Origin of the sequence: uncultured Gilvimarinus sp. (assembly GCF_963972205.1) — a bacterium.
GTDB lineage: Bacteria > Pseudomonadota > Gammaproteobacteria > Pseudomonadales > Cellvibrionaceae > Gilvimarinus > Gilvimarinus japonicus.
Genome location: NZ_CAXAUC010000009.1, coordinates 42,070 through 66,669 on the forward strand (window position 1 = coordinate 42,070; position 24,600 = coordinate 66,669).

The following is a 24,600-nucleotide window of genomic DNA, read 5'->3' on the forward strand; positions in this document are numbered from 1 at the left end:
GTTTTCACGAACATTGAATAAGCTCTTCCTGTCGTTACACTCCAAGATGCTGTTTGAGCTTGCTAGCGGTCATATGTAGGCCGTGAAACTAGTCTCAGGCGACTCTCCATAAATACGATCATAAACCAATAATAACTGGAATCTTATATGCGTAATGTAACAACGATAGCCAGCCGCAGGCTGGCGTTAACGAGTTTAGTAGTGGGTGTGTTAGCTGCGATACAGGGTTTGTCGGCGACCGCCGAAACCTTGGCAAGTTACGAGGCAGAGAACGCCGGATATTACGGCGGTGCGCGGGTTGAGAATAACCACGATGGCTTTTCGGGGACCGGGTTTCTTGGCGGTTTTACCGATAGCGAGCGTGGTAGCGCGGCAGTAGACTTTATCGTCGACGCCCCAAAAGAGGGTGACTATGTCGCCAATATTCGTTATGCCAATGGTACCGGATCGACGAAATCCCTTGCGATGTATCTTGATGACACTTATTGGCGCACGGTCACTTTTAACGCTGGCGCTCATTGGGGCGATTGGAAAACGGCAAGTGAATCTATTGCATTAGATCCGGGCTCGCATATCGTCAGTTTACGCTTTAACAATGATAACAGCGGTAATGTTAACCTTGATCGGCTTAGTATCGAGGGCAATGCGCCGGTGGTAACCAATGGCGAGTTAACCGTCGACTCACTGTTGCAGTTAGAGCATGTGGGGTTAAGCGGTGGTGCCCGCATTGAGGTGGAGCACGACGGTTACTCCGGTGACGGTTATGTAGGTGGTTTTACCGACGCAAACCAAGGCAGTGCCCAAGCAGATTTTAATGTGAGCCTGGCAGATTCAGGTGATTACCGTTTTACCTTACGCTATGCCAATGGTACGGGAAGTGCCCGATCAATTACGTTTGTGGTTGACGGTGCGGCGCAAACCCTCGCGTTGCCCGCTACCGCTGGATGGGGTGATTATGGCACGGTTAGCTTTTCGGCGTCGCTAGTAGCAGGTGTACAGCCAGCCAGTTTTCGCTATGGCGCGACGGACACTGGCAATGTCAATATTGATAATATCGCACTGCAAAAAATTATCGCTGACCCGGACCCGGTAGACCCTGACCCCACTGAGCCAGTTTCAGTGGGAAATGTTGACGCAGGTGCTATGACATTATCGGGTGGTACTTCTTTGCAGTCGGAGCATGGGGGCTACAATGGTACAGGTTTTGTTGGCGGGTTTATTGATGCCAATAAAAACCTGGCAAGAGCGCGTTTTACGTTGGCAATCAGTGAGCCTGGCTATCATGCATTAACCATTCGTTACGCCAATGGCACACCTACCACGCAAACCTTGAGTGTTTTAGGTGGCACGCCCGCCGGCGCGCAAGTGTCCTTCCCTGCAAGTGGTGGATGGGCAACCTGGCAGCAAGTAACGGTTAATCGCTGGTTAGCCAGTGGTGAACAAGAAGTTGAACTATTTTTTGCGAACACGGATTCGGGCAACATAAATATTGATGCCGTTGATGTGACCTTTTTAGGAGAGGACAATCCCGACCCAGTGACGCCACCTGATCCTGACCCGGTTGATCCCATTGAGCCGACAACTCCGGTGGGCGGGGCTGACTATCAAGCCGAACGCGGATTCTTTAGCGGCGGTGCCGAAGTGCGCAGCGATGTTAGCGGTTTTACGGGCACCGGATTTGTGGCTCAGGGTAACCAGGCCGGCTCACGGGTAATTTTTACGGTGAATGCTGGCACTACCGGCCGTCAAGTGGTGAGTATTCATTACGACAACCCCACCAACGATACTAAAGTGGCGCAGTTGCGTATTGATGGCTTAGTGGCAGGTGAGATCGAACTAGCCCCTACCAGCGGCCTACAAACCTTGGCGTACGACATGCCGTTGCGTCGTGGCGTCGGTACGATAAGTTTGCATGCTTTAGACGACAACACTGGCGGCTATTTGCTGGATCGCATTACGCTGCAAGATGGCTCGGGGTTGGCGGATCGGGGCGCAACAGTTGGGTATCAAACCTACGAAGCCGAAGAGGGCTCAACAAATGCCGTTGTACGAGGACCCAGTCGGATCTTTCACGAAATGGAGGCAGAGGCCTCAGGTCGCAAAGCCGTACGTTTAAACCAAGTGGGTCAGTATGTAGAAATTACGTTGACGCAGCCGGCCAACGCTATGGTTTTGCGGGCCTCAATTCCCGATACCCTAGATGGTGTAGGTCAGGCGCAAACGATAGCCGTGTATGCAAATGGCAATAAACTGCTAGACCATGAAGTGACCAGTTACTACAGTTGGGTTTACGGTAGCTATCCCTATGTTAGCCAACCTTCGCAGGGCAGCCCGCAGCGTTATTTTGATGACTCCCGTGTTAAGTTTGCGCAGGTGCTGCCAGCTGGTACCACTTTGCGTTTGCAGGTTGATAGTAACTCCAACGCCGAGTGGTACGATATTGATTTAATCGAGTTAGAAATGCTCGAGCCACCGCGTGCAAAACCGCCCGGTTTTATATCCGTTACCGAGTATGGCGCAGTTGCCAACGACGGTATCGATGATTACGACAGTGTGCTGAATACGATTATTGCTGCGCGCAATGCCGGTACGGGCGTATGGTTACCTCAGGGCACTTTCACATTGCGTGATCGCGTGAATGTTGCCGATATCACCGTTACCGGGGCTGGCCCTTGGTACTCAGTTATTGCGGGGCAAGATGGTAAAGGCGGTTTTTACGCCACCGGTGGTAACGTTACGCTGGCCCACTTTATGGTCAGTGGTGAAACCTTTGAGCGTAATGATGGAGCCGATCACGCGGCGTTTGAGGGAAACTTTGGGCGGGGATCGCTGATTCAAAATGTTTGGGTCGAACACACTAAAGTCGGATTGTGGACAGTCAGCGGTACGGAGGGTTTGCTGGCAACTCAGATGCGCATTCGCAACACTTTTGCCGATGGTGTAAATCTAAATAAAGGTATTTTAGATACGCATATCACCCAATCAGTTATACGTAATACCGGCGACGATGCACTAGCCATGTGGTCCCAGGGGGAAGCTGTGACCCGCAGTGCTTTTATTAACAATACCGTACAAACGCCGCTATTGGGTAATGGTGCGGGTATCTACGGCGGCACAGCTAATCAAGTGCGCAATAATATCTTTCGCGACACCCTAACGGGCTCAGCTGGTATCGCTATCGGTACGCGTTTTAACCCGACGCCGCTGACGGGAACCACTATTGTTGATAACTGCGAGTTAATCCGCACCGGTGGCTATGAGCCCAACTGGGAGACTGAGTTGCCGGCAATTTGGATCTTTGCGGACTCATTGGATATCACTGCTCCTATTCGTATTACCAATACTGATATTGTCGATAGCACCTACCAAGCGTTTTTAATTAGTTGGCAAAAACGGGTAGAAGGTTTGTACATTGGTGACGTTAATATCAATGGCACTGGTAGCACTGTGTTGGAGGCCAACGCTACTGGCAACGCCTACCTAGAAAGGGTTAATGCGCAAAATGTAGCTGGCCCTGCCACCGCGTGGCCGGACTTTTTGCTAGAATACGGTGAAGGCGTTACTGGCCTATAAGTAGAAAGCTAACCCCAGTGATTACTGGGGTTAGCTTTAAGCTGTTTTTTTAGTGGCGTGCCGACTTGATCAACGGATAGATGTTTACGAAAACCTCACCTCGTTTGGTTCGTCTTTATTGGCCGCCATTTTCAATACTAGATCGCGCAGTAGATCTCTTTCCGCTTTCACTTTTAGTAGCTCGTTACGCAAATGAATAAACTCGCGTAGATCGTTAGTGCTCGCTTCCGATTTTTTCAGCTCATTAATCCAGTTGTAAATAGAGCGAGAACCAATACGCAGTTTATCGGCGGCATCGCCTATCGACATGCCACCGTCAATGACCAGGTGAATCGCGTGTTTTTTGATATCATCGGAGTGTTTGCTAGGCATAATTACGGACCTTTTTATCCACGAGGTTTTTAACATACGATTGATGACAACTTAAGGTCTCGCTAAAGGTATCGACTTGCTGCCTCAATGATCTTAAAAACACGATTAAATCGCTTTTAGGCATCTGTTCCGCCAATACATGGTAGCGTTTTGGGATAAGCCCCTGACCTATAAGTACTTGCGTCCAAGCGTTTTCATCAAATAACTCATCATTGCGCCGAGCTAGGTATCCTGACGCTAAAAATGTATCTATCCGATCTTGCAGAGACTCAGGCGCTGGGGTGGAGTGAATGTTGCGCCAAAAGTCAGAGTCTTGCCGTTGTGTTTGCCGGTAGTGAAGAATAATAAAATCTCGAATTCCCTCGGCCTCAAGCGTTGCTTGTCGATTGAACTCTGCGACATCTGTGGCTAGTATTTCTTGAGCAGGGAAAAGCTTTGCTAGACGGACCAAAGATGATTGCACCATGTGTAAGCTGGTCGACTCCAGTGGCTCTAGAAAGCCGCTGGCAAGGCCTATAGCAACGCAGTTGTTGCGCCACTGATCGCGGTAGCGACCCACTTTAAACGACAACACGTTAGGGTCGGTTATGGGGTTGCCGGGTAAGTGTTGCTCTAATGTGCGTATTGCTTGCGCGTCGCTGCAGAAGTCGCTGGCATATACTAAACCATTACCGGTACGATTTTGCAGTGGTATTTGCCACTGCCAACCGTTGCTATGGGCGATGGCGCGGGTAAAAGGCGCAGCCAGCTGGGCATCGCTTTGTATGGCAACGGCCCGGTTACAGGGCAGCCAATGCTGCCACGATTCAAACGGTACTTTCAGCGCTTGACCTAGCAAAAGTGAGCGCTGGCCGCTGCAGTCGATAAATAAATCACCAGATATTGTATGGCCATCGGTGAGCTTTAGTGTTTGGATGTTGCCATCAAGTGCGTTGATCTGAACATCGGCAAGTGTTCCTTCGCAATGCACAACTCCTTGCGCCAGACTGTATTTTTTTAATAGCTGGGCGTAGGCGCTGGCATCAAAGTGGTAAGCGTAGACTAAGCTTGGGTTTCCGGGGCCGGCTTTTTTGGTGCTTTGGCCAAAACGTTGTTTTTTTGCTGCCAGAGAATTGAAAGAGTAATCACCCAGTACACTGTTATCGCCCTCGGCGCGAGCCCGGAGCCAGTAGTGTACAAATGGCGTTAAGCCCATCTGTTTACCGGTGGGACCAAAAGCGTGCATATAGCGCTCATTGATTTTTCCCCAATGCTCGAACTGTATACCGAGTTTAAAGGTTGCCTGAGTGGCCGCTATAAAATCGGGCTCCGATATGCCGAGCAGCTGGTTAAAAAGTTGGATGGGCGGAATAGTGGCTTCGCCCACACCGACGGTGGCGATTTGCTTTGACTCTAACAAGGTGATTTGTACACTGGCGCCTAACACCTTCGCTAAAAACGCGGCGCTCATCCAGCCGGCCGATCCGCCGCCAACGATTACTACCTTCTTCATTTTGTTATCCGGTTATATCTAGTATGGCTTTTATGATAGTTACCGTGCCTCTGTTTAACCTTAAAGCTCCGACGGTTACAGATGGGTTACAGTGCACAAGGTTAACCCGATAGTGCGGCGCTGCGCGCGACTGTTAGCCTACTCGCTTGCGTAACCGCTTTGTAACTCAACGGCTTATAAGGTTGCCTGAAACAGTAACCTGGGTAGGCAGTAATATGAAAAAAGTAATGGGATTCTGGTGGCTGGCGGCCGCAGTTTTCAGTGCAGTTTCGCTGGCGGCGACAGGGGCGAGCCCGAACACCGTTGAATCTGACCGTACACCACAGGAGTTTGTGCCAAGTTGGGCTAAGCACGCCGTTTGGTATCAGATATTTCCTGAACGTTTTCGCAATGGTGACCCGAACAACGACCCAACCGTTGACGATATTGTCGGTGCTGATCCGGTGTCGCCGCCAAAAGCGTGGAAAGTGCATCCGTGGGGGAGCGATTGGTACCAGTTGCAGGATTATGAGCGTCAAAATGGCGAACCAGATTTACCCACCCATCTATTGCGACGGCGCTACGGGGGTGACCTGCAAGGTATTATCGACAAGCTCGATTACCTCCATGATTTAGGTGTTAACGCGCTCTACTTAAATCCCATTTTTACTTCCCCCTCACTGCATAAGTACGATGCCGAAAGTTATCACCACGTCGACCCGACCTTTGGCCCAGATCCGGTGGGCGACCGAAAGATGATCGCGACGGAGGACCCGCTCGACCCCGATACGTGGGTGTGGACTCGGGCCGATGAGCTGGCGCTGAGCTTGATTGATGAAGCCCATAAGCGAGATATGCGGGTCATTTTTGATGGGGTGTTTAACCATATGGGTATTAACAGCTTTGCCTTTCGGGATTTAAAGAAAAATCAAGCTGCATCACCCTATAAAGACTGGTTTGATGTTATCAGCTTTGACGATGAGGTGAAGGGGACAGGCTTTGATTACAAAGGTTGGTTTGGCTTTAAATCCTTACCTGAGTTTAAAGAGGACGATAACGGCTTGGTGGCCGGGCCTCGCGCTTATGTATTTGCGGCCACAGAGCGTTGGATGAACCCTAAAGGTAAAGGCGCCGCCTATGGCGTGGATGGTTGGCGGCTTGACGTTGCTTTTTGCATTGCGCATAACTTTTGGAAGGACTGGCGTCAACATGTAAAAGCGCTTAACCCAGAGGCTTTTCTCACCGCGGAAATCGTCGATACCCCTGAGAATGTGCAACCCTATATGCAGGGCGATGAGTTTGACGGAGAGATGAATTATAACTTTGCGTTTGCGGCCGCAGAGTTCTTATTTAATCCAGGTGAATCGGCAATTACCGCCTCAGAGTTTGATCAAAAGCTGCGGGCGCTACGCAATTTGTATCCACCGGGTGTTGCTTACGTTGTACAAAATTTATTCGGTAGTCATGATTCAAATCGCATTGGCTCGCACATTGTCAATCGCGGCTTTATGAACTTTCGCGATTGGAGCGAGTACCATCAGCTGTCGCAGGTGTCACAGAACCCTGACTATAAAGTGCGCAAACCAAATCAAAAGGAATTAGAGCTACAAAAGCTGTTTGTGATCTTGCAAATGACCTACGTCGGCGCCCCTATGGTGTACTACGGTGATGAAGTGGGTATGTGGGGGGCAAATGATCCGGGTAATCGAAAACCGATGGTATGGGACGATATTGCCTATAGCGACGAAACTTATCTGCCAAACGGAGAGAAAAGAGCGGCGGACAACGTTGCGGTAAATGATGACTTGCTTCGTTTTTACAAAACGCTAATAAGCGTTAGGCGCACTCATCCAGCTTTAAACATAGGCCATTACAAGACCTTGCTGGCCGATGACGAAAAAGGGATATTCGCCTTTGAGCGTCGCTATAAAAATGAACGGATTTGGGTGGTTATCAATGCCAGTGGCCGTGCTCAGAATGTGCGACTACCGAGTCAAGCGAATGCCACCGATCTGATCTCTGGGGCGACCATCGCAAACGACGAAGGGGTATTGTCCCTTTCACTAGCGGTTTCTCAAGGGTTGGTGCTAAAGCTTTAAGCCTGCATATTTAGGTGTTGTTGTTTTGTATTAACAAATCACGATCGGCGTCTTCGGGCGCCTTTTTTTTGCGGTGGAGTGTCGCTAAATCTATGAATACGTATGTAATAAATCCCAGAGTGCCCAGAAGCGGCATTTGGTAACCTTTTTGTAACCGCCGCCTCAATAGATTGGAAGACCCCAAAAACTCAAATAATTAATAATCAAATAGAGGTCAGGACAAATGAAGTCTTTCACACCTAAAGCGCTTACGGTTGCGCTAGCACTCGCCAGTATTCATGCCGCACAAGTGTCTGCGCAGCAAGAGCCCACTAACCTTGATAGCGAATCTCTGGAAGAGGTCGTGGTAACGGGTATTCGCGCCAGTTTGATAAAAAGTCAGGCGGTTAAAGAAAACAGCACCACTATCGTCGAGGCGATCACCGCCGAAGACATCGGCAAGCTCCCCGACCCGAGTATTGCAGAAACCATCGCGCGACTTCCCGGTTTGTCGGCTCGTCGGGTTGATGGTCGCGCCAGTGCAATTTCGATGCGCGGCTTAAACGAAGATTACATCGCCACCACATTTAACGGCCGCGAACAGGTCTCTATTGGTGACAATCGCGGTGTGGATTTTTCGCTGTATCCTGCCGAAATTATGGGCGGAGTAACTGTTCATAAAGTGGCCTCGGCCTCGCTTACTACTCAGGGTATTGCCGGGGTTATTGATATGCAGTCGGTTAAGCCTTTGGCAACCGGCGAGCAGGTGATTAAAATTGGCGGTTTATATGAAGAAAACAGTTTAGGTCAGCTTAACCCGGACGGTGAAGACAGCGGTTATCGGGTTACTGGATCGTATATTGATCAGTTTGCAGACGATACCGTTGGCGTTGCGGTGACGATCAACTCCATTTCGTCGCCCAACCAAGAAGAGCGTTGGAACGCTTGGGGCGGCACTGAGTGGCCCACCGACGATGCCGGCAACATTATTTTGGGCGGCGCCAAGCCCTATGTTCGCTCGGGTATTGAAGATCGCAACACCATTATGGGCGTTTTGGAGTATCAGCCGAACGATCAGCTGCACATAACCGCCGATGCGCTCTATATTGATTACAGCGTCGAGAATATCTTACGTGGGATCGAAATTCCGGCTCGTTGGGGCGCGGGCATTACCATGGACACCTTAGCCGTTGAAGATGGTTTTGTTACCGAGGGTGTGATCAATGGCGTTCGTCCAGTGGTACGTAATGATTATAGCCGCAATGACGCCGAGCTGGGTGCTTTTGGCCTAAACATTGAGTACAACATTACTGACAACACTATGGTTGAATTGGACGTTAGTCACTCGCAAGTAGAGCGCGACGGCTGGCTGATGGAATCGTATGCCGGTAGTGGTCGCGGCGATGGTGTGGGCCCGGCCGACAACATTGGCTTTACCATGAACGACAGTAACTACGGGGTTACCTTTAGCCCCGGGCACGATTACAGCGACCCGGATTTGTACATGATGGGTGGCGCATTGAGCTGGGGGGGCGGTAATACCCTGTACGATGCGGCGGATGACCAAGATGGTTTTATCTCGACTATCGATTTGGATGACGAGCTGTCCAGCTTTAAGTTGAGCGTTAGTCACCAGTTTGACGGATGGGTAAAAAGCGTTGAAGGCGGTGTCTATTACACTGAACGAGAAAAAGTTAAAAGAGATTCTGGTACCTTCTTAACTTTACCAAGCTACCCAGAGATGACCAGGGTACCGGACGAGTATTTACTGCCTAGCGCCTCGCTTGAATTTATCGGTATGGGCAACATGCTAAGTTACGACGCCTTTGGTTTTTACCAAGATGGTAACTACATCGAAACCAGTGAGGATTTGACCGCTACCTTCCGCGCGACCAACTCTTGGTCGGTGAGCGAGAGTGTAACCACGGCCTATATACAAGCAGATTTTGCTGGCGATTTGACCAATCACATCGTACTAACGGGTAACGTAGGGGTACAAGCGGTTAACACCGATCAGAGCTCAAATGGCAATGCCGCCAGTAACGATGATCAGGGCTTGGTGGTTATTACCCCAGTAAGCGGCGGCGCGGACTATACGGATGTACTACCATCGTTAAGCTTAAACCTGAATATGTTTGACGATCACTGGCTGCGTATGGGCGCGACTAAGACTATGTCCCGGGCGCGTATGGATCGTATGAACGCCAGTTTAAGTTATGGTTTTAATGAAGTATTAAACACACCTAGCGCCACTATCGAGGCCTCTCCCTGGAGCGCAAATGGGGGCAACCCAGAGCTGCGTCCGCAAGTTGCCAACACCTATGACCTTTCGTACGAGTATTATTTTGCGGCCGATGGTTATGTGTCGATTGCGGCGTTTTATAAAGACTTAGAGTCCTGGCAGGTAAGTACACGAACCGATTACGACTTTAGCGCTATTGCACCGCCCAACGGCCAAGTGGCAGAGTTTAATCAAGGTTACTACTGGCAGTGGGATAACGCTGACGGCGGCACTATTGAGGGTACCGAACTATCGGTGTCTTTGCCGGGGCATCTTATTCACGAGTCGATGGACGGTTTTGGTTTAACCGCCAGTGCCACATATCTTGATTCGAGCATTGAGGTAGAAGGGCAAGAGGCCAATATCCCCGGTTTGTCGGACTCCATGTACAACCTCACCGCCTACTATGAAAATTACGGCTGGCAGTTGCGCGCCAGTATGCGTCAGCGCGATGACTTTCCGGCAGAGCTTGGCTATGACGCCGATCCTGTTCTTATTGCAGGTAGCACAGTGGTTGATGCGCAGATTGGCTACGATTTTTCCGAGTCCGGTATCGATGCACTTGATGGGTTAACCTTATCGTTGCAAGTGTATAACTTAACGGATGAACCATTCAGCGCTTATGCGTCGGGCGATCCTCGTTTGGTGCGCGACTACCAGGTGTACGGCACTAACTATTTGTTATCGGCCAGCTACCGTTTCTAACTCTCCTCCATATTGCGTCGGGTAGATCGTAGGTTTGCCCGATGCCTTTTTATTCCATTATTTGTGCAACAGGAGTCCCCTATGCGCGAGTATCGAAACCACATTCTGTTAATGGCTTTACTTTCGGGGTTAGTCGCCTGCGGTGGAGGCGGCGGGAGTGATGCGCCATCATCCGCTAACCCGCCGCCGGTGGTCGAACCCACCCCCGAGCCCGAACCACAGCCCGAGGTCACCGCGCCAAGCGTGCCAGAAACAGACGACACCAGCCAGCAGGGTACGCGTTATCAGGCGGAGGATCAGTTTATAAGCGGCGCTGTGACAAAGAGCGAAAGCTACGTCGGGGGCTTTAAAAAAGCCGGCGATCGGGTTATTTTTTCTGTTAACAGTAACAGCGCTAACACCTCTGCTATCACCATTCGTTATGCCAATATTGCCACCACTGAGCAGCCACTCGCGCTTTATCTTAACGGTCTGAAAATTCAAGACGTAAAATTTCCCAGTACCGGTGACGCTACGTGGGCAAGCCACAGTATAAATCTAGCGCTGCGTGCCGGTGTGAATACGGTCAGTGTGCAAGCCGACAACCAAGAAAATGGCGATGTCTTTGTCGGATCGCTCTACGTGGCTAATGGCGCCGAGATGCCTGAGCGAGGTAAGGGTGCGGTTTATACAACCTTTGAAGCAGAACTACAGAACACCAACGCTGAAGTACTAGCATTTGATACCACTTATAAAACGCTCGCATCTGAAGCATCGGGGCGCAGGGCGGTACAATTAAAAAACACCGGCGATTACGTCGAGTTAAGTAGCGAGGCAGCCGCATCCGGTTTGGTTTTGCGCTACGCAATACCTGACAGCGCCAGCGGTGAGGGCACAGTAAGCACACTTGGATTATATGTAAACGGCGAGCGGCAAGATCTCGCGGTAACCTCCAAGTATGCCTGGGTGTACGGCGCTTTTCCCTATAGCAATAACCCCAGTGATGGTGAGGCTCATCGCTTCTATGATGAGAGTGCATATCACGTCAGTATTCCAGCCGGTGCCACTGTGCGTTTACAAAAAGACGCACAAGATACCGCCGCCTACTACACGCTTGATTTGATCGAGCTAGAGCAGGTGCCGGCGCCTATCGAGCAACCCGAGGGTTATATCAATCTAGCCGAAGCGCCGTACTTAGCGGATACGAGCGGCACCGCCGATGCTACCAGTTTGCTTAACGATGCTATTAACGACGCCAAATCCGCGGGCACCGGTGTGTATATGCCGGCGGGGCAGTACAGTATTACTAACCGAGTCTCTTTAAACGGTGTCCATATTCAGGGTGCAGGTATATGGCACACCCGTATCATGGGGCGTAATGGTAAAGGTGGGTTCTTTGCCACCGGAAGCAACACTAGGTTAACCGATTTTAAAATCATCGGCGATGCTACCAGCCGTCGCGACAGTGAAGATCACGCCGCCATTGAGGGTAACTTTGGCACTAATTCGCTCGTGCAAAACATCTGGGTAGAGCATATGAAAGTTGGTGCCTGGATTGCTAAAGGCACCGATGGTTTATTAATGATCAATGGTCGTGTGCGGGATACGTACGCCGATGGCTTTAACTTTCATCAGGGCGTACTAAGAAGCCAAGTAAGTCACTTTAATGTACGCAACAGTGGCGATGACGCTTTTGCCATGTGGTCAGAAAATGGCACCAGCGCCACCAATACGGCGAATGTGTTTAGCTACAACACGGCGCAATTACCAATGCTGGCCAATGGTTTTGCTATTTACGGTGGCGACTCAAATAAGCTGCTTAACAATATTGCTATGGATACTGTGGTGTCATCGGCGGGCATTGCCTTGAGCCACCGCTTTAACCCCAAGCCTTTTAGCGGCACAACGGTGGTTGCCAACAATAGCCTATATCGCACCGGGGGGTGGGATTACGGTTGGAATACCAGCTTTGGCGCACTGTGGGTGTTTACGGACGGAGCTCCAATTACAGGAGCTATAAAGATTGATCACTTAACCATTAAAGACGCCGTGTACGATGGGGTGTTGGTGAGTTACGAACAAGCCGTTGATGCGCTGCAGCTCTCCAATAGCCAGATTGACGGCGCCGGGAGCATGGGAATAAAGCTTGCTGTGGCGGAGGGGGAGCTAACGCTTGAGAACGTAACCGTAGCAAATACCACCGATGTAGCACTTGATAACTGGGGCATGAATATCATCGAAGAAGGTAGCAATAGCGGATTTTGATGTATCCAGGCGGCCCGTTGTTGGGTCGCCTATTGTGTGTTTGTTATAAAAAATACGGAGATAAACTTTTGCGGCGTTTTATTACACTGATAATAAGTATGCTGGCCTTGGCTGGTTGTTTGGGTGGCGGTAAAACGCTTGAAGTCGTATCGCCAGATAAACACTTGGCGGTACAGCTGCATTTGGATGAGCGAGGGGAGTTGTTTTATCAGGTGCGACGCGACGGTAATGCGATAATTACCCCCTCAAAGCTAGGTTTTAGCTTTAAAGGACATCCACCACTCGACAAGTTTGAATTAGTCGATGCAAAGCTAAGCTCTTACGATAACACCTGGACTGCAGTGTGGGGTGAGCGTAAGCGCATTATCAATAACTACAATCAACTGTTTGTCGAGTTTAAAGAAAAGCGTGGCGACCGGCAGCTTAACGTCAGGTTTCGTTTGTACGATGACGGCCTGGGATTTCGCTATGAGTTCCCGCAGCAGTCAGCGTTTAAATCATTCGTGATTATGAACGAGATGACCCAATTCAACCTGGCAGAAGATAGCACAGCCTGGTGGATTCCGGCTGATTACGATAGCTACGAAAAGCTCTACAAGACCAGCAAGGTGTCGGAGTTACGCCAGGTACAAACACCGCTTACCATGAAAACGCCGGCCGGCCAGTACGTGAGTATTCATGAAGCTGCGTTGACCGATTACGCCAGCATGACGCTCTCTCATCAAGGAGAGTACAACCTAGAAGCTGAGTTAGTGCCTTGGCAGGACGGTACTAAAGTAAAAGCGGCTACACCTTTTCAGACGCCTTGGCGAACATTGCAAATCACCGATAGCGCGAGCGGTTTGTTGCAATCAGATTTACTGTTAAATCTTAATGAGCCTAGCCGTATTGATGATACTAGCTGGATAGAGCCTATGAACTTTATCGGTGTATGGTGGGGCGTTCATATTGGCGTACATACTTGGCAAGAGGGGCCGCGCCATGGCGCTACCACTGAACGGGCTAAACAATACATCGACTTTGCCGCCGCTAACAACATTGGTGGTGTGCTATTTGAAGGTTGGAACAAAGGTTGGGATAACTGGGGTACGCGCGAGGCTTACTTAGTACCGACCGACGATTTTAATTTACAAGAGGTCGCCGCTTACGCCCGTGCAAAAAACGTTAGTATTGTTGGCCACAATGAAACAGGCGGCAATGTTGAGGCCTATGAGCAACATGTTGAAGAGGTTTTTTCGCTCTACCAAAAACTGGGTATTCGGGTGGTAAAAACTGGTTATGTCGCCGAGCAGGGTTTTAGCAATGGTGAGCATCACCAGGGGCAATGGGGTGTAAATCATTACCGCCGTATTGTTAAACTCGCGGCTAAATATCATATTATGCTCAATGTGCACGAGCCGGTTAAAGATACGGGTATTCGCCGGACCTGGCCTAACATGATGACGCGTGAAGGGGCGCGCGGCGGCGAGTGGAATGCCTGGAGCGCGGGAAATAACGCCAACCATACACAAATTTTACCCTTTACCCGGCTCTTGGCCGGGCCTATGGATTACACCGTAGGCATCTTTGATATTGATTACAGTCGATTTTCGGGGCAGCGCTACGATTGGTCAAACAAGCCGCAAACAGGTCAATTCCGGGTACACACAACCCTAAGTCATCAGCTGGCTAACCTCGTCACATTATACAGTCCGTTACAGATGATGGCGGACATGATTGAAAATTACATAGATCACCCTGCGTTTAAGTTTATTCGCGACTTCGACCCGGATATAGATGAGACACAAGTCTTAGATGGTGAGATTGGTGAGTATGTCGCCATCGCCCGGCGCAGCGGTGATGTATGGATGTTGGGGGCCACGACTGGAACGAGTGCGCGAAGGCTATCCTTACCATTGGATTTTTTGCTGCCAGAAAAACAGTATCAAGCCGAGATTTATCAAGACACAGCGCAAACCGATTGCGCCGCTGGGGCCGAGAACTATGAGATCGTCACCCGTACGGTCACTGCCTCAGAGGTACTAAATTTGCAGCTGGTTGAGTGTGGTGGCGCGGCTGTTCGATTTACCGCTTTGTAGCGATGGCCTGTTGCCATGTTACTCGACTAAAGTGACGTACAGGAGTGCCGTTGGGTGAAAGTCTTGTGAGGTAATTTTTACCTTGACGTTTAAGGCTTTCGCCGCAACGGCTTTTGGTAACTCAAAGTAAATATCTCGTGAGTCAACATAGTGTGTTAGGTGCACGATAGCGCCCTCGAGGGGAATCCCAAATTTTGATTGTTCATTGGTGGCCTCGGCCACAGCCACGCCAAATTCGTTTTGCCAGTCGATACTGGTAATTTTAAAGCGAGCACCCCAGTCATCGACTTGCGTTTTGGCAACGTTTACGCCGTATATTTCATAGGTATTGGTTAGGCTGTTAAAATGCAGCTTATTTTTAGGGTTGGGCGTCCAGCCGGTAAATGAGTTGGGCATAAATAAATCGTACCCCAGCTTATAGCCCACTGTCTGGTTAAAGGTGTTTAGTGTTACCACTGGTGTATACTCGGGCTTAATCGTCCAGCTTTGGTGCCACGCATTATAAGCCGTCACCATTAGGGCGGTAATAATAATTATTCCTATCGCCGAAAAGACACCGGCTGAGCGGGAAATGGGCAAGTGAAGCGAACGCATGTGTGACCTTTATTATGTGCAGCGACCATAATGTAACGTAAATAAGCAGTTAAGTGGTAGTGCATACGAATGCAACGGTAAATAGGGACATAAATAACCACAATAATGCCTTTTACCCTCACTGCAAACGGCAAAGGTTTCTAGATTATATGAATACACGGGTATTGTTGATAGAGGACGACCGCAACCTCGCGGAGTCCATTTTGCACTATTTAGAGCTCAATGAGTTGGTTTGTGACTTCTGTGAAGATGGTAACCAAGGCTTAAATTTAATAGCCAACAATGCTTACGATGTGATCGTCAGCGATGTGAATATGCCCAAGCTGGACGGCTTTAGCATGTGCCAACGGGCGCGCAAAGAGGGTAACGCTACGCCCATTTTATTGCTGACGGCCAATAGTGAACTCAATGATAAGTTACAGGGCTTTGAAAGCGGAGCGGATGACTATCTTACCAAGCCGTTTGCCATGCAAGAGCTTTTAGCTCGCATCACTGCGTTAGCAAAGCGCTCTAGCGGCAATGCGAAAGTGCTGAAGATCGCCAATTTGGGGTTAGAGGTAAATCTTGATGAGCGCTGGGCTAAAAGAGAGGGCGTCACCTTACAACTTAGCCCATCAAGCTGGGTTATTTTAGAATTGTTAGCGCGTGCTTACCCCAAAGCTGTTAGCAAGTCAGACTTAGAGTTTGCCGTGTGGGGTGATCAACTGCCCGACAGCAATGCATTAAAAGTACATGTGCATCGCTTGCGTCAACGTTTAGATAAACCATTTTCCTGTGCCATTGTGCAAGTGGTAGCCGGGTTTGGGTTTCAACTGAAAAAACCTGATGGACAATTATAAAGTTAATCCGTTTAAACAAACCTTTGCCGTCATGGCGGGGGGGTTTCTATTTATTATTGGCTACTTTGTCTACTCGTCGGTGAGCTACCATCACAGTTTAATAAAATCGAAGAGTGAATACCTACAAGGCTTTACCGAGCGCTCATTAACTCGTGTCAAAGCAAATCCGCACTGGTATTTAGATGGCGAGCAACGCGTTATTGGTGATAAGAAAACTCGATTTATTACTCAGCCAGAGCAGTTGGCTGAGTATATTGGTTTTCAGCCAGAAAAAGACGAGTTAAAAGTAGGTGTTATTAACCTTTTTATTACTCAGTTTCGCGGTCTATTTTCGATATCTGATTTCTTGCTTATCTATCCGTTTATTGTTGACGGCAAGACCTACTACTCCTATTTTTCACTGACGCCCGAGGTGGTTGACGCCGATCTTACCTCGCATTTAAAGGCGCGGCTTCAGCCTGCAGTGTTTGCCGCTGTTTTTTTGGTGGCATTACTTTTTGCGATTCAGTTTAGGCAATTACAGCGGGTAAATAAACTCGTGACCGATCTGGCACAGTGGGCAGATAACTTGTCCACTAAGAGAAACTTCCAGCCCTTGCCGAAAACTCAAGGTAAGAGCATGAATTACATTGCGCATACCATGAACGCGAGTTTGGCGACTTTTAGTAATCTCCTGGAGAAAGAATATTCTTTTGCGCGATTTACCAGTCATGAGTTAAGAACTCAGGTGGCTGTGTTGTCGGCCAATATGGAAATACTAGAACTTATCATGAAGGATTTAAATGATGAGGAGAAGCGGGTGTTAAGCCGCATGTTTATTGCGGTAGAGGATATGAAATATCAAACCGAGGCATTATTGTGGCTCAGTAAAGAGACCGAAAACTCGATAGATATTACCGAGTTTGATGTTAACGATGCCATTGAAAAAGCCATCAGTGAAAATAATCATATTATTAAAAGTAAGCCCGTAAAAATTATTTGTACGGGTAATGCTAGTTATTTTAAGTCCAACCTCGTGCTGTTTCAAATAGCGGTTAATAATTTGGTTCGCAACGCCTTTCAAAACACCGATGAAGGTACAGTTCACATTGCCAGCTCTAACAACGGTTTTTCGATTGTTAATACTAACGCGACTTCTATGGAAGAGCGCGACCGAAAAGATGGTTTTGGTATAGGCTTGATTTTAGTCGAGCGTATTGTTGAAAAGCTAAACCTTGCCTATAAGGCGGAAAACCTCGTTAACGGTCGGGTTGTTGAGGTTACCTTTAAGTCGAAACCGGAACGCGGCGATATTGCTAATAATGATGATTTTACGTCGGCGTGATTGTGAACGGCAATACCCCACAAGAATGTCCGTCGTATCCAGAGCGTGAACGAGTGGGCTTTTGTCTGACTTGTATCGGGAGTTGCGCTAACACGCTATCAAAAATCGCTAGAGTGTTAGCGCATCGGTGGTACGCTAAAGTGCGCGAATTTTTAGATAGTGGCAGCCGTTGGCGGATTCAATGTTTAGTGTCGTTCCTGTCAGTGAGTCGGTCGCCTCGTAATTATCCGGTACAGTTAAGCGGCCGCTTCCGTCCACAGACTGAATGGTGCCCCTAAAGTTGCACGAGGGCTGGCTGTCGCTGTCCCAAACCGCAAAGGTTTTGCCGGTGAGGTTAGCGTTAAACTGTAAGCACGAGTTGTGAGTTAGGTCTATTTCGTGTTTTTCAGAATCGTTAGGGATGGTTGCGCAGTTGCCACTATGGTTAGTGCTAGAGCTGCTGGATGAACTGCTTGAGCTGGATATTGAACTCGAGCTACTAGATCTACCAGTATCGGGCAGAGCTGTCATGCCGATCGGGTCTGTCGAGACAATAAAATCATCGTAAATGGCGTATACATCAGAGGTGGGCTGCCATTGGCTAACGGGTGCACTTGATCCGCCAAAAAACGTCGAAAAATACAGATGGTTTAACTGGGTATTGCCGTGCCCTAGTGCCCGCACACCCGAGTTGTCAGTGTCGTCGCACACCAGCGTGCCGTCCAGCCAGCCTTGCAGTATGCCGTCGCGTTGCCCGGGGGTGTTAAGTTTTTGACGTATTTCAATGTGATGCCACTGTCCGGGAATAACTCGAGCGTGGTGGCCTGCGTCGTCCCAAAAAATCCGGTAAGGCTCGGCGCCCGCACTGTTGTTCACTTCATAGCCGTGCACATAAAATTCTAACGTGCCGCCTTCGCGCCACATCAGCCGGGTGGTAAAGCCGTTGTCGCCGTAGGGGAATTCGGTGGCGCCACCTAAGCCCGGCATTTTTCCGCCTTTTACAAAATCGAAGTTATGGTCGAATTTAACCCAGTAAGACATATACATTTCGTCGCCACTACGGGCTAAATCTGTCTCCCAAGTGGCGCCACTGGGGGTCGATTGATTGCTGTAAGCGGGGTAGGTGATTCTGGCCGATTTGCCGGTATGGGCGTCGCTAAAAATGCTAACCCGACCTTCATCTGGCCCTTTAGCGTAGCGTGTATTCCAAGATTGTTTAATGTCACTATCATTAGCGTTGCCAAGGTTTAGTGATTCAAACCCGTTGGCATAGATGATGTCTGCCTGTGTGTTGACTGACAGTATGCCTTGCGTAAACGTGAGCAAGAAAAGATATTCTAGCGGCGTGTATCTAGTCATGGTAAGTTCCTTTTTATCGTTTAACTTAGAGGTATAAAAAAGCCGGTGCAAAGCACCGGCAAAAGAGAGCCACATACGCTAATGGCTGTTCGACAGAGGTGAGGTTTACAGAAACTTATAGTGCAAAAAGAGTACGTAGGTTTTGCCATCAAAGTGGATGGCTGCCACATAACATCTTCATCTAAAGTTTCTGTTAGATTGAAGGTCAGCCTCAAATGTGAGGCTGACCTGATGACTGCCAATCTGTGAGGCAGCAGTGGACTGAGCCCAGCTCTTTCAAGTTAATATTTCTTAACTTAGAAGCGGTAACTCGCACCAAACGTAACTCTACGATCTGGGTAACCTGAGAAGCATACTGGGCCAGATTCAGATACACAGGTTTGAGTAATTTCTTCTTCAGTTAAATTCACAGCTTCAACGCCAAAACTTAACTGCTCGGTAACGGCATAACTGATGCTAGCATTTAGCTGACCTCTGTCATGGGTATAAACAGGGAAGCTAAAGGTACTACTACCACTGGTATTGGCACCGCCGCCAAAGTCTTGCGTACGGAATGCTTCCCGCCAGGTGTAGCGCATTCTTGCAGAAAGACCGTACTTCTCGTAGTAAGCGGTAATGTTGTAAGCATTTTCCGAGAAGTCTAATAGACCACGCGGGAGAGTAACCTCACCAAGTACGGTCAAGCCACGGCCGGATGTCGTATCTTCACCTGTATCACCGCTAAACTCTTGTATAGTGTAGTTAGCTAAAATACCAAAACCAGATGCCCAGCCCAATGAATCTTCAAAATCTGCAAGATCATACTGGAACTGAAGCTCAACACCTTTCTGTTTAGTGGTTCCTTCAACATTTTCAGGCCTAGTAAAGTCAACACACAAACCTTGAGAGTTAGGGTCACCAAAGGTATTGGGTATCACTTCCGGATTCCAGATGCCACCATCTTCACAGGGCCGTGTAGCGTCGCGCTCCAGGCCACCGGTGGTTGTATCGCTAGGGTATAACGCAGCGCCTTCATAGTATGAGCCAAATAGGTTAGTACGCTCTTTATGGAAGTAACCGATGCTGACTAACCCAGATGGTGCAAAATACCATTCGGCGGCAATGTCAAACGAGTCAACTTCTTCAGGCTCAACTCCCGGATTACCTAAACTAACGGCACTGTTCTCAGCTTGGCTAAAAGAATAACCGATTCTGACGTCATCGAAACTAGGGCGTCTGATATCAGAGCCGTAACCGACGCGAACCAGAAAGTCGTCAGTGAGTTGAGCCTTCAAGTTTAAGCGAGGTAGCAAAAAGTCGTAATTGCTGCTAGTGGTTGTTAAAGCGCGTTCAGCACCAGCTATAGATGGCTCATAGCCTGTTGAGTCAATATCAGTTTCTAAATACCGAAGGCCCACGTTACCCGAAACAATACCAAACTCAAAATTTGCTTGAGCATAAAGCGCTGAAGTCTCTTCTTCAATTTTGTAGTATGGATCTAAATCCTCTTGCAGGTTCAACGAGGTGGCACCCGTACCCTCAGGATAAAGTTCTCTGTTCGCTGCGAAAGCTTCCTCAAGAGCCGCGATAGTGCCATCTGGATCAGAGAATGAGCGATCTGGATCAATCAACAGAAAGTTTTTAATGAACAAATCTCTGCCATCCGCATCGCCGTAGTTATCAGGGCCTTCTACAAGCAGGTCTTCAAATAATGTACCTCGTGGTGCGTCCATCAACTTGCTAAAGTTACCAATCTTATCCTTAATGGATACATGCTCCCCGGTAGTATTATTGTACCGGTAACCAAAGTCTACAGTGGTAACGCCAAAACTATCCACATCATAAGTGAAATCTAAACGAAACTGGTCGTCAGTGTTGTCTTGCGTATCATGACTTACATCTAACGCACGAAGTACCACATTGTTAGGATCAGTTAACTGCTCGGGAGTTGGTGCATATTCATTTTCAAAATCAATGCCAAATGCTAGTGAACCACCGGTCAAGTCATAGATATACGGTACGCAGTTATCGGCACCGGTGCTGGTAGTAATGGCATCAGGATCTGCCCCGCCCTGTAATGGGCAGTTGGGGTTTATGTAGTTCAATGTGGTATTTAGTTTAGGTGTTGTCGTATCTGAGTTGGAGCGTGCCAGCTCGAAACTCGCTTTTAACTTTTCTCCTTGCCACTCACCGGCAAGTCTAAATAGTTCAGTATCGGTAATGCGAGAATTTGTTTCACTGACGAACCGCATGTTTGGGTCATCATCGTCATATGCGAGATCCGGAGAGAGGCGGCCGGTTAGTGCCGCCTGAACCACGCCATTATTGCCGACATCCCCGATACCAAAGTCGACCGTTTCGAAGCTGTCTGGGTAACTGATTGCTCTTAAGTTACTTACGCCTGAGGCTTCAATTTTGTACGCGTCACGGCTTCTTTCTTGATTGTTAATAATAGCATCAAAAGAGAATTTTAACGCATTGCTAGGTGCCCACTCGAAAGTAGATGCGAGGTTAACGGTTTCATAGTCATCGTTTTCTTGCTCTTGCACCATGAACTGAATGCCAAGAAATTCTGAGGGATTTTTACCCTCAAAATTGTTAATGTTGTCACGGTCAACACGTGGGCGGAATGACAGAGCCTCTTGCTCAGTGTAACTACCGCTGACTACAAACCCAAAATCGCCAGCGCTGGTTTCCCAGTTGTCGCCATAGGCGCCCGCAAATCTAGGCTTAATTCCTTCTGTGCTTAGGCTGCTGTGTTCGCCTTGAGCTCTGATAAAACCTAAAGTTTCGCTTAAGTCTAATGGGCGAATGGTTTTTAGGTTAACGGTGCCACCTACAGAGCCTTCAATTGTTTTCGCATCTGGCGATTTAGTTACCTCAACTGCTGCAATAATCGCTGGGTTAATATCTTCAAAATTAATACCGCTACGACCACTACCAGAGCCTACTGTTGAAACACCATTGATTTCGACACGGTTGGCGTTAGTACCGCGAATTTGAACACCGGTACCAACACCCGCTGTACGGGTAATTTGAACACCTGTGATGTTCTCCATTACTTCTGCCAAGTTTTGGTCAGGAAGCTTACCGATATCGTCAGCGATGATGACTTCAACTAACTTAGGTGACTCACGCTTCGCGTCGATGGCACTTGCCAGCGATGCACGGATACCCGTTACGACAACCTCTTCTAACTTCGGTGAATCTGATTGGCCTTGAGCCGTCGCACTAGAGGCGGCGAGGGCGATTGAAACACCGAGCATGGATTTTTTGAAAAGTTTTAAATGCGGCTGAGATGTTCGTTTTTTCATATGGAGTCCTTTATCTACTTTATATTTATTAGTTTTGTGTGGAGGTGCCGAAACAGTCGCTGGGCGGCGAGTGTGGGCACTTTTCCTATATCGCGCTAACCATCAGGTCTTTGCCGACAAGCCGTTGTAGATCGGCCGTGGTTGGAATGTAGTTGCAGGTGGCAGGGTTGTCAAGCGGTAAGGCCAATAATTGTGAGCTCGTCCCTGAGCGCTTTCGACCTAAGAAATGTCGCTGATGGGGATGTGATCCATGTCATCAAACGTTTGGTTCTCGCCGCCCATGGCCCAAATAAAGGTGTAGTTGGTGGTGCCCGCACCACTGTGAATCGACCACGCCGGTGAGATAACCGCTGTGCCTGCGGCCAATACCAGGCTGCGGGTTTCGCTCGGTTCGCCCATAAAGTGAAACACCCGATTGTCGTCGTTGTACTCAAAGTACATATAGATTTCGCTGCGACGACGGTGGGTGTGAGGCGGTTTGGTGTTCCAAACACTGCCGGGCTCTAGTTCGGTAAAGCCCATAACCAGCTGGCAGCTGTCGACGATACCGGGTCGAATCGACTGGTTGATGACCCGGTCGTTGGACTCGATTGCGCTGCCCAACTCGATATGATGTGCATCGGCTTTGCTGACGTGGGTAGTTTGGGTGGTGCGGTGTGCCGGGTAGCTGACAATGTAATATTGCGCGGGCTCTGAGGGGTTAACACTGCTAAAGCTGATGTCTTTGCTCTCGCGGGCAATATAGAGCGAATCTTTGTACTGCATCTTATAACTGGTGCCGTCTACCTCGATGGTGCCGGCGCCGCCGATATTGACGATACCGACCTCCCGCCGCTCGCAAAAATAATCCGAGCCCAGCTCTTTTGATTGTGGCAGGCCCAGTGGCTTATCTTGCGGCACGGCGCTGCCGACAATGGCGCGGTCGACATCGGTATAGGTGAGCACGGTCTCACCGGGCGCGAATAAATCGTCGACCACAAAGGCCTGTTTTAATTCGGCGTTGGTCATGCGCTTGTAGCTGTTAATGTCAGCGGTGTAGCGTAATTTCATGGGTCACCTGTTTATGGTTTGCTGGGTGTTAGCGTAAAAGGGTGGTTTAACTGCTCGATCTCGTTGCGCAGCAGGGCTTTAAAATCGTCGGCAGATTGCGGGCCATTTGGGTGTGCCGACCAGTAGGCACCAAAGTAGTAGTGCACCGCTTGCGGCTGGTTGTTTAATACCACGAGCTCATTGGCAGCGTCGGTCTGGAATGAATCAAACGCGCTCATGGGGAAAAAAACCGCCATCCCCAAGTCGTCGTCATTGAGGCTCTGATTGCCAAAGGTGGCGATATAGCCCCAGCTGCCATCGTCTGGTGCGTAAGTTAGCACTTGCACGCCGTGTTTGACGATGCCGGTGGCGAGCTGCGCCAGAGCATCGGCGGTGACATCGACACGGGTTAGGTGAGAGCCGGCGCGAATGCGGTAGCGGGTGGTTAAATCCAGGGTTTTATCGCCCATCGACCAGCCGCTGTGAGTAACGGTAGCGCTCGACTGCAAGGTGCCGTCCGCAATGCTGACAGCCATATTTTGCACCGGGTCGGGTTTAATGAGTGCGTTATCGACCCAGGCACCGACGGCGCCAATCCCCAGTGAGGGCCCCACTTTTAGAACATCCATGCCCCAGTCGGACAAGCTGTGATAGTCGCCGCCATCAAGGCCGGTATCTGCGAGCGAGAGGCTATCTTTAACCTTGCCAAAAATATCGACGGCGCCGCGATGGTCAAAATAGTAGCGGTAGGCAACTTGCTCTGACTCCCAGCCGAAACCTTCGTACTTAAATAACTTGTTGCCGATACTATGGCTGGGGGGCAATTGCATTTGGCTAACGGGATGATATTGCCCGCCGCTGTAGTGGCCTTTGTCGTCTACCTGCCCGCCCACGCGCACGGCGAGCTCGGCGTAGGTTTGTTTCGGGTAGCTAAGCTCGGGCTTGCCATTAATCAGCTGGTGCACCGCGATATCGGTGTGCTTTTGGGCATCTAGCTCAAGGGCTACGAGCAGCTCGGTCGCGGTTGTCTGGCTGGGTATCTCGGCGCCATTGGCGGTTACCAGCAGGTCGCCTTGTGGCGCGCTCTTTAGGGGAATGGCCAGCACCTGTTGGCGGGGCTGATCGAGGGGGTTGCCGACAGTGTAGTGGGAGATGTTTTCCGTCGCCGGGTAGGCGAAGCTGTGCGAGTGTATTAGCGCTGCCAAAACTGCTAGGGATGTAGGTATAAACCGCTTCATTCGCCTTGTCTCCAATGATTTATAGTTAGGTCATAGACTTTAGTGAATGAGGAATATACTATAGGATTATTGGTATTACCACATTACCAGTTGCCAGCAAGGCATCATTAAGGCTTTATTGCGCACTGGTTTTGGCTGTAGCA

The 24,600-nt window shown here is 49.3% G+C and carries 14 protein-coding genes; 7 read left to right on the forward strand and 7 right to left on the reverse strand.

The features are described from left to right. The first annotated feature begins 147 nt into the window (after window positions 1–147). The gene (locus tag AACY82_RS13505) at window positions 148–3,573 is read left to right on the forward strand and encodes a CBM35 domain-containing protein (RefSeq protein ID WP_339617364.1); all 3,426 of its coding nucleotides are present in this window, start codon (window positions 148–150) and stop codon (window positions 3,571–3,573) included. An 84-nt stretch (window positions 3,574–3,657) separates the two neighbouring features. Here the strand turns inward: AACY82_RS13505 and AACY82_RS13510 are convergent, their stop codons facing one another. Together AACY82_RS13510 and AACY82_RS13515 are read right to left on the reverse strand one after the other, a co-directional pair. Continuing rightward, window positions 3,658–3,945, reverse strand: a complete 288-nt coding sequence (locus AACY82_RS13510; RefSeq protein ID WP_339617365.1) for a transposase — start codon at window positions 3,943–3,945, stop codon at window positions 3,658–3,660. Continuing rightward, entirely contained in the window at window positions 3,938–5,437 is a 1,500-nt protein-coding gene (locus AACY82_RS13515) for a tryptophan halogenase family protein (protein WP_339617366.1), read from the reverse strand. The genes AACY82_RS13510 and AACY82_RS13515 overlap by 8 nt, the downstream gene beginning before the upstream one ends. A gap of 215 nt (window positions 5,438–5,652) precedes the next feature. On the opposite strand from AACY82_RS13515, the gene AACY82_RS13520 reads away from it, so the two are divergent. The 4 genes from AACY82_RS13520 to AACY82_RS13535 all read left to right on the forward strand — a co-directional run bounded on the left by AACY82_RS13520 (window position 5,653) and on the right by AACY82_RS13535 (window position 14,802). Further along, window positions 5,653–7,515, forward strand: a complete 1,863-nt coding sequence (locus AACY82_RS13520; RefSeq protein WP_339617367.1) for a glycoside hydrolase family 13 protein — start codon at window positions 5,653–5,655, stop codon at window positions 7,513–7,515. Between the two features lie 223 nt (window positions 7,516–7,738). Next, window positions 7,739–10,480, forward strand: a complete 2,742-nt coding sequence (locus tag AACY82_RS13525) for a TonB-dependent receptor (RefSeq protein WP_339617368.1) — start codon at window positions 7,739–7,741, stop codon at window positions 10,478–10,480. Window positions 10,481–10,561: 81 nt separating this feature from the next. Then, entirely contained in the window at window positions 10,562–12,724 is a 2,163-nt protein-coding gene (locus AACY82_RS13530) for a CBM35 domain-containing protein (RefSeq protein WP_339617369.1), read from the forward strand. 98 nt (window positions 12,725–12,822) lie between these two features. Continuing rightward, window positions 12,823–14,802, forward strand: a complete 1,980-nt coding sequence (locus AACY82_RS13535; protein WP_339617370.1) for a glycoside hydrolase family 97 protein — start codon at window positions 12,823–12,825, stop codon at window positions 14,800–14,802. Between the two features lie 18 nt (window positions 14,803–14,820). Here the strand turns inward: AACY82_RS13535 and AACY82_RS13540 are convergent, their stop codons facing one another. After that, complete coding sequence (locus AACY82_RS13540; RefSeq protein ID WP_339617371.1) at window positions 14,821–15,396, reverse strand: hypothetical protein; 576 nt, start codon at window positions 15,394–15,396, stop codon at window positions 14,821–14,823. Window positions 15,397–15,545: 149 nt separating this feature from the next. On the opposite strand from AACY82_RS13540, the gene AACY82_RS13545 reads away from it, so the two are divergent. Both AACY82_RS13545 and AACY82_RS13550 read left to right on the forward strand, forming a co-directional pair. Continuing rightward, window positions 15,546–16,235, forward strand: coding sequence for a response regulator transcription factor (locus tag AACY82_RS13545; protein WP_339617372.1), 690 nt, complete (start codon window positions 15,546–15,548; stop codon window positions 16,233–16,235). Next, on the forward strand, window positions 16,222–17,559 hold the full coding sequence (locus AACY82_RS13550) for a HAMP domain-containing sensor histidine kinase (protein ID WP_339617373.1): 1,338 nt from the start codon (window positions 16,222–16,224) through the stop codon (window positions 17,557–17,559). Before AACY82_RS13545 ends, AACY82_RS13550 begins: the two co-directional genes overlap by 14 nt. 135 nt (window positions 17,560–17,694) lie before the next feature. On the opposite strand, the gene AACY82_RS13555 is transcribed toward AACY82_RS13550, so the two are convergent. The 4 genes from AACY82_RS13555 to AACY82_RS13570 form a co-directional block, all read right to left on the reverse strand. Continuing rightward, a complete protein-coding gene (locus AACY82_RS13555; RefSeq protein WP_339617374.1) occupies window positions 17,695–18,897 on the reverse strand; it encodes a polysaccharide lyase in 1,203 nt (400 codons plus the stop codon). 296 nt (window positions 18,898–19,193) lie between these two features. Next, the gene (locus AACY82_RS13560) at window positions 19,194–22,190 is read right to left on the reverse strand and encodes a TonB-dependent receptor (protein ID WP_339617375.1); all 2,997 of its coding nucleotides are present in this window, start codon (window positions 22,188–22,190) and stop codon (window positions 19,194–19,196) included. 219 nt (window positions 22,191–22,409) lie between these two features. Then, window positions 22,410–23,240: a 5-dehydro-4-deoxy-D-glucuronate isomerase gene (gene kduI / locus AACY82_RS13565; protein WP_339617376.1), complete on the reverse strand. Its 831-nt coding sequence runs from the start codon at window positions 23,238–23,240 to the stop codon at window positions 22,410–22,412. Window positions 23,241–23,251: 11 nt separating this feature from the next. Beyond that, the gene (locus AACY82_RS13570) at window positions 23,252–24,457 is read right to left on the reverse strand and encodes a DUF4861 family protein (RefSeq protein ID WP_339617377.1); all 1,206 of its coding nucleotides are present in this window, start codon (window positions 24,455–24,457) and stop codon (window positions 23,252–23,254) included. Window positions 24,458–24,600 lie beyond the last annotated feature (143 nt).